Source organism: bacterium, from assembly GCA_019912885.1.
Classification (GTDB): Bacteria; Lernaellota; Lernaellaia; order JACKCT01; family JACKCT01; genus JAIOHV01.
Window position 1 is genome coordinate 1 of the sequence record JAIOHV010000025.1, and the last position, 9354, is coordinate 9354.

8 protein-coding genes are annotated in these 9354 nt (G+C 62.6%); 3 read left to right on the forward strand and 5 right to left on the reverse strand.

Annotated features, from left to right (window positions below; translation table 11 throughout):
• Window positions 1–1226: tRNA uridine-5-carboxymethylaminomethyl(34) synthesis enzyme MnmG (locus tag K8I61_01950; protein ID MBZ0270771.1), on the forward strand; the 1226-nt coding region annotated here is incomplete at its 5' end.
• Between the two features lie 367 nt (window positions 1227–1593).
• Here K8I61_01950 and K8I61_01955 read toward each other — a convergent pair.
• The 4 genes from K8I61_01955 to K8I61_01970 all read right to left on the reverse strand — a co-directional run bounded on the left by K8I61_01955 (window position 1594) and on the right by K8I61_01970 (window position 7032).
• Complete coding sequence (locus K8I61_01955; protein ID MBZ0270772.1) at window positions 1594–2967, reverse strand: hypothetical protein; 1374 nt, start codon at window positions 2965–2967, stop codon at window positions 1594–1596.
• A gap of 46 nt (window positions 2968–3013) precedes the next feature.
• The gene (locus K8I61_01960; protein MBZ0270773.1) at window positions 3014–4270 is read right to left on the reverse strand and encodes a hypothetical protein; all 1257 of its coding nucleotides are present in this window, start codon (window positions 4268–4270) and stop codon (window positions 3014–3016) included.
• 146 nt (window positions 4271–4416) lie between these two features.
• Window positions 4417–5781: a hypothetical protein gene (locus K8I61_01965; protein ID MBZ0270774.1), complete on the reverse strand. Its 1365-nt coding sequence runs from the start codon at window positions 5779–5781 to the stop codon at window positions 4417–4419.
• A gap of 135 nt (window positions 5782–5916) precedes the next feature.
• Window positions 5917–7032 (reverse strand): hypothetical protein, encoded by a 1116-nt coding sequence (locus K8I61_01970; GenBank protein ID MBZ0270775.1) that lies wholly within the window; start codon window positions 7030–7032, stop codon window positions 5917–5919.
• On the opposite strand from K8I61_01970, the gene K8I61_01975 reads away from it, so the two are divergent.
• The gene (locus tag K8I61_01975) at window positions 7006–7254 is read left to right on the forward strand and encodes a hypothetical protein (GenBank protein MBZ0270776.1); all 249 of its coding nucleotides are present in this window, start codon (window positions 7006–7008) and stop codon (window positions 7252–7254) included. The two genes, K8I61_01970 and K8I61_01975, sit on opposite strands and share 27 nt — an antisense overlap.
• 160 nt (window positions 7255–7414) lie before the next feature.
• Here the strand turns inward: K8I61_01975 and K8I61_01980 are convergent, their stop codons facing one another.
• On the reverse strand, window positions 7415–8326 hold the full coding sequence (locus tag K8I61_01980) for a helical backbone metal receptor (protein ID MBZ0270777.1): 912 nt from the start codon (window positions 8324–8326) through the stop codon (window positions 7415–7417).
• A 247-nt stretch (window positions 8327–8573) separates the two neighbouring features.
• Here K8I61_01980 and K8I61_01985 point away from each other — a divergent pair.
• A partial coding sequence (locus tag K8I61_01985) for a hypothetical protein (protein ID MBZ0270778.1) occupies window positions 8574–9354 on the forward strand: 781 nt, incomplete at its 3' end.

Sequence of the window (9354 nt, forward strand, 5' to 3'; positions counted from 1 at the left end):
CCCCCCGCCCGTTTTCGTTCATGAACGACCGCCTGGACGTGACGCAGCTCCCTTGCCACATCACGTTCACCAGCGAGACGACGCACGACATCATCCGCGCGAACCTCTCGCGATCGCCCCTTTATGGCGGGCGCATCGAAGGCGTCGGCCCGCGCTACTGCCCGTCCATCGAGGATAAGGTCGTGCGTTTCGCTGATAAAACCCGCCACCAGATCTTCCTGGAACCCACGACGCGCTCCGCGGAGGAGATCTACCCCAACGGCGTTTCCACCAGCCTGCCCTACGACGTGCAACTCGCGATGCTGCGATCCATTCCCTGCCTGGAAAACGTTTCGATCACGCGCCCCGGCTACGCGGTCGAATACGACTACATCGACCCCTCGGCGTTGCGCCCCACTCTTGAGTTGCGTGACGTGGAAGGGTTGTTTTTCGCCGGGCAGGTCAACGGCACGTCCGGCTACGAGGAAGCCGCCGCGCAGGGCCTTGTCGCCGGCATCAACGCCGCCGCGAAAATCAAAGGCCAAGAACCGTTTATCCTGGCGCGAAACGAGGCCTACATCGGCGTATTGATCGACGATCTCATCACGCGCGGCGTCACTGAGCCGTACCGCATGTTCACAAGCCGCGCGGAATTTCGATTACTTCTCAGAGAGGACAATGCGGACATCCGCCTCACGCCGCGCGGCCGCGCGATCGGCCTTGTGGGCGACGCACGTTGGGAGCGTTTCGAACGCCGGCGCGACGCGATCGACGCGGAGGTGGAACGCCTGACGCAAACGCGCATTCCGTCGGGCGCGCCGTCCGACAACGCCCTGGCCGCGCTCGACTCGGCGCCGCTCAAGAAACCTGCGACGCTCGCCGTCCTGATGACGCGTCCGGAGCTCGGATACGCCGGTATCGCCCCGCTTGACCCTCACCGCCCCAAACTGACCGAGGACGTCGCCGCGGAAGTCGAAACGCGCATCCTCTACGCCGGCTACCTGGACCGCCAGGACGACGAGGCTCGCCGCTGGCTGACGGCCGATCGCGTCCACCTGCCCGCCGCGCTCGATTTCGACGCCATCCACGGACTGTCCACGGAGATCCGCGAAAAGCTCTCGCGCATCCGCCCGGACAACCTCGGCCAGATCCGCCGCCTGCCGGGCATGACGCCCGCGGCCGTCAACCACATCTGGCTCGCCGTCGAACGCCTGCGCCGCGCAACACCGGAACCTGCGGCCGGGTAGGGCGCGCCAAAGCGCTCCGCCTCCGTGCCGCTCGCGTCGAACGGACGTTCTCTCCGCATCATCCCGAACGCTTCTTGCCCTTCAACCGAGCGCCTTTCCCTGTCATCTCGCCTTTCCCTGTCATCCCGCCTTTCCCCTGTCATCCCCCCTTTCCCTTGTCATCCTGAGCGTAGCGAAGGATCCAGCCCCGTCCCGATCGACGCGTGGCCGTCAGCAGGGGTCAGCCAGATCCTTCGCTACGCTCAGGATGACGTCATTCGCGTCCTTCGATGTGAGCGTAACCCGAAAGACGATTTATTGATCTATATGTATCAACTCGCACGATGTTGACGGCATTGATCAATATTTAGTCAGCACCCGTCGATTTCTATTCACCCGGGCAAACCGCGTTGCCATTCGCGTCGAAACGACGAACGAGAACATCCGACGTGTCGTCCGTCAAAACGTCGCCCACGTCTTCTTCCTCGTTGCTGTTGTACCGCTCGACGACGACGACAAACGAACCGTCATCATTGACCGCCACCTCCGCTACGCTATCGAAGTCGGGGGTGGCCTCCGGAAAATCAAACACCTCAATGACGTCGCTCGACGGTGAACCGTTCGCATCAAACGTGCGCGCCTCGACCGCGAAAGCGTAGCTTTGATACTCGCGCAACCATACGGCGACAAATCGCCCGTCGGCCGCGATGTCGACGCGGGGTGCTTGAAACGCTCCCGTGTCGTCTTCATTCAAACGGATGTCGTCGGATGCGGGTGTGCCATCCGCCTCGAAAGGCCGCGCGAAAACATCTCGACCAATGGCGTGTGTGTCGACGCGCGTCCATGCGACGGCAAACCGTCCCGAATGCGACATTGCAACATCCGACCAAATGTTCCGCTCTCCGGTCGATTTGTTGATGCGAAAAGCGTCGCCGAAAGGATCACCGCGCTGGTTGTATCGACGCGCGTAAACGTCAAGCTGAGGCGCCGATCCGTGTTTCCAGATCAGGACAAAATTTCCGTCCGCATCCGCATCCACGTCGCCGCCGTGTTCGAGTGCGATCGAAGACGCCACGGGCTCCCCGTCGCGATCGAAGCGACGCAAATAGGAATCGCTGGACCGGTTGGATCGGTAGTGGACGATGAACGCGCCGTCCCGCGCCATCATGACGTCCGCGATTTCCGCATCATCCGTTTCGTACGATAAAACCGGAATCGCGTTCGAGATCGGCGCACCGTCAAGGCAATAAAGCCGCGCGTAAATCCCTTCCTGCAAATCGTTTGACCCGTCGTGACGCCACGCCACGACCGCGCGATCGTCGCCAGCCGCAATCCGTGGATACGCGACAGACCGCTCGGAAATATTCTGCACGTGAAATGAGTCGCCGAAGGCGCGACCAACGTCGTCGAAAAACCGCAGGTAAAGGCCTGCGTTGTAGTCCGCTTTTTCGTCTGAGTACGTCCAGTAATCCTTGATCCATGCCAGCGCGAACGCGCCGCCGGCGTTCATGGCGACGCTCGGCGCCGCGTGAAAGACTCCGCCTGCCGGGCGATCGTTGACGACAAACACGCACGCCTCGTTGGCGTCCGGTTGCTTTCCGTCCGCGGTTACCGCCGCATCGACGCACGCATCCGGTCCCGCATCTTCATCGGTATCGTCGCCGTCCGCGTCGTCATCGCCGTCGTCATCGCCGCAAGAGCACGACATCGGCAGCAAAAGCGCGCACGCGGCCATCGCCGCGACGATCAGCGCGGTTCGCATTTTCCCCCCACTTTTTTGGCGCACGCGGCGCCGCGAACAATCCGGCTCAGTCGTCGTTCGACTCGCCGGTAAAAACCCACTCGTGGTGCAACTCGTTCGCGCCTTCGTTGTCGTCGTGGTGCACGTAGACGATGTGGTCCCATTGGCCCGCGTCGTCGGAGACGACGAGCCCCTCGGCAAACGACCAGCCCGCCTTCGCTTCGGTAATGACGCGGTTCCACTGGAATCCCGTCGTGACGCGCGTGTTGTATAGACGGCCCAGGTCGTCGAGATACGCGTAGGAATACATCCCCGTCGCCATGCCGAACCCGAGCAGCGGCGGATCGACGACGCACGCCTTCGGCTCGCCGATCGGGCCGCCCGGCGTCATCGGACCGCCCCACGCGCACGAGTGCGGCCCCGCGCTATCGAGATAGCCGACGTACAGATCGCCGTCGGGCTCGTTGGCGAGAGAGGGCAGCGTGAGGTTGTCGTCGTCCGTCGTCGCCCAGTCGCCGCTCTCGTTCGTGTAGAAACGGCCGCCGGTCACGATGTAAACGTCGCCGCTCGCGTCGATGCCGATCGACGGCATTCCGCCGGGGTAGACGAGGTCGAGTTCGTCGTCCACGAATGCGCCCGAGGCATCGGTGGCGTACATCAGCACCAGAACGCCCTTGATGTCCGGATATTCCACGACAAAAGCGATGTGTGCGTCGCCGTTCGCGTCGAGCGCGAGATCGTGCCCGCGCACGCGATATCCCGGCAGCCCGGACCACGTCCACGCGGTGTCCCAGGTTTCGCCCTGCGTCAGGTAGATGAGCGGAAGGACGACGTCCGTGCCGCCTTGGGAGTACACGACGTGCGCCGTCTCGCCATCGACCGCGACGGACGTATCACCTTCCGCATCCGCGTCATCGGCGATAGCGGCCGTCTCCCAGGTTTCCGACTCGAGATCGAACGTGCCATGCCCGAGCGCGCCGGCGCTCGTAACCCACGCCGCGTGCGCGACGCCGGTTTCCGACAGCGCGACCGACGCGCCACGCCCGTCCGCCGCGATCAAGGCGTGACGCGGCCCAAGATCGTCGTCGCCCGTGTCGTCGTCGCCGCCATCGTCGTCATCATCGCCGCCGTCGTCGTCGCCCGCGCTGTCGTCGTCATCATCGTCGTCCCCGGCGCTATCGTCGTCGTCATCGGCCGGAAACTCGTCGTCGTCATCCGCCGCGTCGTCGTCATCGTCGTCATCGTCGCCGCCGCACGAACAGGCGAGCGGAAACGCGACAAGACTCAACAGAATCGAAAAGAAAAAAAACGTGCGTATCGACATGATTTCCCCCTTCTCCCCATGATGGCGCGGCGAGAGGATTGTAGCACCGACGCCAGCGGGTGCGAGAAGTTCAAGTTCCACACCCGCTGGCTCATCGCCAATGGCCGCCCTTTATCCTGGCAAGTTGGCGTGATTCGCTCGACAGCTCACGGCGTGACGCACAGCGGATTGCCATCCGCGTCGAACCGCCGGGCGGCGACGTTGACGAACTCATCCGCGTCGTCGTAGCGATCGGTTACGGCGACAAAAATTCCGTCGTTGGCCATCGCGACGCGCGAATTGTTTCCCAGGTCTGTCACGTCGCGCACATTGAAAATCGCAAGCTCTTCGCCGAGGGGCGTCGCGTTCTCATCGTAAAGGCGGCCTTTGGCGCCGAACGCATATTCGCCCGGATCGCGATCCGGCCAGACGGCGACGAATCGCCCGTTTGCGGCCATCGCGACATCCGGACGGGGCTGTTCGCCGGGGACATCCTCGTTCATACGGAACTCGTCGGTGCGCGGCAATCCGTCGGCCTCGAAAACGCGCGCGAAGGCATCGACCTGCGCGTTGTATTGCTCTATGAAATGCCACGCGACAACGAAATGTCCGTCTGGAGCAACGGCCAGGCCCGTCACGACCTGCCCGAGCTCGGTCGCCTGATTCACGCGAAACTTCTCGGCGTAGGGCGTGCCGTCTGGCTGATATCGCCGCGCGTACGCGTCGAAGTCGGTCGACGATCCTTCCGTCCACGCCAGGACGAAATCGCCGTCGGCGTCGATGCCGAGGATGCCGCTTTCATCGACCTCGAACGCGGCGCCGACCGGCGTGCCCGTTGCGTCGTAGCGCCGCACCCACGCCGTTTCTTCACCGAACGAGCCGACCTGGTAGTGAACGAGAAAATTCCCGTCGGTCTTCATCGCGATGGACGACAGGGCCGTCCAGTCGCCGACGGATTCGGCAACCGCGAACGGCTCGCCGAGGGGCACGCCGCACCATTCGTACAGGCGCGCATAAACGCCCTGTTTCTTGCCGTCCGTGCCCGTGTGCGTCCACGCAATGAGAACCACGTCGTCGCCGGCAACGACCCGGGGAAAGGCCCATTCGACGCCCTGCATCGCGAAGACCTCGACAGCCTCGCCGGCCGCGATTCCGTTTTCATCGTAGAACCTGGCCATAACCGCATCGTCTGGCGCGGCTTTTTCGTCGTCGTCCGTCAAGATGCTGCCTTGGCGCACCCAGCCAATTACGAACCTGCCCGCGGCGTTCATCGCGACATCGGGGCTCGTGTGGTGGATGCCTCCCCCGGCCGGCCAGAACACGCATTCTTCATCGCCGCCGTGGGTGTCGTCGTCGAGATCGTCGTCCGAATCGTCGTCCGCGTCGTCATCGGTGTCGTCGTCCGCCGAATTGTCGTCATCATCAGCGTCATCGTCCACGGAGTCATCGTCGTCGTCGCCGCACGAACACGCGAGCGCGAAAAGGGCCAGTGAAAAAATCGCCGCGAAACTCCATGAGTAACGTATCAACATAAGTCCCTCCGTTCCCATGAAAACGCGGCAGGCGAATTGTATCAAAAGAAGGCGAGAATTCGGCGAACTATTTTCTCACCGTGGAAAGCGGTCACACGGCCCGGCAGCGGAAACGCGCGGCGGTCCAGGATTTCGTTAAAGCTCCGGGCAAACAAGATTGCCGTTTGCGTCAATGAGCCGCGCGATCACCTGGAAGGGATATCCCGAAATACTTGCTGCGACCGCGACAACGCTGGACCCGTCGTCGCCCATTGCGACGCTTGGAAATCCCAGCTTCGGAGACGTCGCCGGTTCAAAAGAAAACACGGAAATGTCGTCGCCTGAGGGAGTCGCGTCGGTTTCAAATCGACGAAAACGAACATCGTCCCGCAGAGCGCCACGTAACCACGCCGCGGCAAAACGGCCATCCAAGGCGCTATCGAGGCTTGGAAAACGGTCGATCTGGTCGCCGCTCGCGCTTAGAGAAAATTCGCCTGTCCGCGGATTACCGTCCATGTCGAAAACGCGAATATTTGCTGCCTCGGGGTTGTCCGCTGTCTGCCAGGCAATGGCGAATTCGCCGGCCGGCCAAACGACAAGGACGGGCGACGCCGGAAAAACGTTTGAGGTTTCGCTGACCCGGACGCTCTCGTCAACGGGAGCGTGGTTTGCGTCGTACCGCCGCGCATAAACGTCGTAGTTTGAACCTTCTCCATCGTTCCAGGCGACGACAAAACCTCGTTGAGAATCCATTCCGACGACCCCTGGCGTTTCTAGTGTAAATGGCTCGCCGAAGGGATCACCTCCGGAATTAAAAAGGTGATATTTGTCCGTTTGCCCTTCGATCGTATGTTCGATGAGAAAGTATCCATCGCCGTTGACGGATAATGACCCAAACCGCGCCACCACGCCCTCCTGCGCGAATACGGCGAACCTCTCCCCGAGCGCCTGTCCGTTCCAATCGTAGAGACGAACGTAAACGCCTTGTTTCGGGTCGCCCTCGTCCCCGTCCGTCCAAGCGAGAACAACAATGTCGTCATTGCTTCCGATCGCGCTGCTTATGAATTTCGGCGGCGCCGGCGTATCAACGACGATCGAATCGGTGGCGGGGGATCCATCGGATTCGAAATACCGCACCGAGACGATTCGCTCGCGATCTGCTGCCGGATTTTCCCAATCGATGGTTAAACGATCCCAGAGAACGGCGAACTTGCCATCGCTTCGCATCGTCACCATCGCGTCGTGATGGTCGTCCCACTTGTAATCGCTCACGACGATGATGCAGGGATCGAACTCTGGTCCCCAATCGTCTTCGTCATCATCATCATCGCCCGCCGTATCGTCATCGCCCGGGGTATCGTCGTCGGGAAAATCTTCGTCATCGTCCGCCGCGTCGTCATCATCATCATCATCATCGGTGCCGTCATCGTCAGCGGAGTCGTCATCATCGTCGCCGCACGAACACGCGAGCGGCGAAACGACAAGGCCAAGTAAAATCGAAAAATAGGCAAGCGTGCGTATCGACATAAAACCCTCCGTTCCCATGAAAACGCGGCGCCATCTGATTGTAGCACGGCCAAAAAAAACGCGGAAAAAGTTGCCCGGACACCGACAAGTTGTACGGCCCCGGAACGCGCGGTGGTATTTCGTGAATCTAATCCCGCGGTTCAAACGCCGCCGGATGCAAAATCCGCGCGAGCAGGTTCGCGGAATCGACCACGCGCGGCGTCGGCGCCGAGATGGGAGAGGCGGGCAGCAGGTACACGCGGCCGCTTTTCACCGCGGCGAGCGTCGGCAGCTTCGCCCAGATCGCCCGCTCGCCCGCGACGTCCTCCTCCGTCACGTCCTGCTTGCGCGACATGACGATGACCACCTCCGGATCGCGCGCCAGGATCGATTCCGCGGACACGTTCGCGTATTTCCTGTCGAGGCTCGCAAACACGTTTTCGCCGCCGGCGATCGCGAGCAGCTCTCCATGAAAACTCTTCGGCCCGACGACATAGATCTCGCGCAGGTCGCCCGGCACGTGCTCCACGACAAACAGCGTGCGCGGATGATCGCGGCCGGCGGTTTTCTCGCGAACCGCATCGAGTCCCGCGCGGATCGTTGCGGTAAGTACCGCGCCACGCTCGGGAACGCCCGCGGCCGTCGCGATCTTCTCGACCGCGTCGATGATGTCGGCCAGAACGTCCACGCGCATGAACAGGACGGGGATACCGAGCTTGCGGTATCGCTCGGCCAGCTCGCGCGCCCCGGTTTCGACGAAAACGAGATCCGGCCGCATCGACACCGCGCGCTCGAGGTTCGGGTTGAGCAGGCCGCCGACCTTGGGAAGCTTCGTGACCTCGGGCGGATAGACGCAAAAATCGCTTACCGCGACGATCTTCTCGCCGATCCCCAGCTCGAATGCGATCTCCGTGAACGCCGGCGCGTGCGAGATGATCCGTTGCGGGATCGCGTCAGGCGCAGGCGCGGGCGGCGGGTCGGTCGATTCGCGCTTGCACGCCGCGAAGGCGAACAATAGTGCGATCAACCCGGCGATGACGGTGCGTCGGCAGCGTTTCATAAGGCGCCAAAGCATAGCAGAATTACCCGATGCCGAACGAAACCGTGCGGGCGGGCGCGCCACGTATTCCACTGTCCATGAAGTCCATTCGGTCCATGATGTCCGTTCCGTCCATTCCGCGCGCGGGAACGGGGACCTGCTCCCCAAAAGCCCTCGTTATTCCTTGACACCCGCCCTCGCCGGAAATACGTTGAAAACGCTCGCATCTTGGAAACGTATTGCAAATTCGCGGATTTGAGGTTGGCCGGTGACCCAGTGTAAGGCCACGACGAAAAGCGGTCGCCCGTGCCGCGCGACGGCCGTCACGGGGAAAGACTACTGCCACACGCACCTGCGCCTGATGGGCGAGGAGCCGCCGGAGCGCGACGGCACGTTCGCGTCCGCGATCACCGGTAACGATGAGGCGCCCGTGCCCGCGCCGGCGATCCCCGCGGCACCCGCCGATGATGGCCGCGATCCCGGCGGCGTGAGCGAGCCCGAACCGGCCGCCGAAACGGCCGGCGAGCCCGAGAGGCCGGCTGACCGCCCGTCGCCTCCCATCGCCTCGCCGCCAATTCCCCCTGTATCCCGATCCTGGTCCTCGAACGCTTCGAAGGAGGAGATTTCCATGGACGACAAGAAGAATGTGAGTTTCGTTTCGGGGCTTGCGCTCATTCTATCCGCCCTCGCGCTACTTCTGATCGGCATTTCGCAAATCAGCTCCTCGCCCTACGACGCGACGATGGAGGAGATCGTCAACCAGCGCCTGGAGGATCTGGAATCGCGCGTCGACGTGAAGCTCGAGGCCGGCTTGCGCAAGATTCAGCGCGCCGAGGAAAACGCGGCGGTGCGCGAGCTGCGCACCTTCCAGTCGCAACTCGACGCATGGATGCAGTCGATCGCGACGGAAGGGCAGACGCAGCGCATCGAGTCGATCCGCCAGCAAATCCAGGGCTTGATTTCCGAACTCGAAAAAGGCATGCCCGACGCGCCGCCGGCCGCCGCGATGCCGCTTCCGGTCCCGCCCCCTCCGGCGACCACGGCCGCGC